This is a genomic window from Mesorhizobium sp. M3A.F.Ca.ET.175.01.1.1 (genome assembly GCF_004791945.1).
Lineage (GTDB): Bacteria > Pseudomonadota > Alphaproteobacteria > Rhizobiales > Rhizobiaceae > Mesorhizobium.
On record NZ_SRTP01000243.1, the window covers coordinates 1 to 323 of the forward strand.

Genomic DNA, 323 nt, shown 5'->3' on the forward strand with positions numbered 1-323 from the left:
CCGGCTTCAATAATAGAAGCGCTCTTCGCTGATCTTACCGTTCTTGACCGTGTAGAGGCCAACCTCGTCCATTTTGACGCGTTCGCCGGTAGATTTGGGCGTCACGTCAAAGCTGAAGCGCAAGGCGAACTGGTCGCCATTGACATAGGGGCCCTCGACCGAGCCGCCATGAACCTCGTGGTTCGCTTCCCACCATTCGCCCTTCTGCTTGACGGCTTCCTTGCCGTTGCAAACAGCCATCGGGCCTTCCATCGCTTCGTAGCTGACGATGTCGTCGGCATTGTATTTCGCGGCAGCGCTGTGGCTGTCGCCCTGCTTGAGGA

Annotated in this window: 1 protein-coding gene; it reads right to left on the bottom strand. The window is 57.9% G+C overall.

Annotation, left to right across the window (positions count from 1 at the left end; translation table 11 throughout):
- Positions 1-6 precede the first annotated feature (6 nt).
- Positions 7-323, bottom strand: a 317-nt coding sequence (locus tag EN818_RS31505; protein WP_135906700.1) for a nuclear transport factor 2 family protein, incomplete at its 5' end; no start/stop codon positions are given.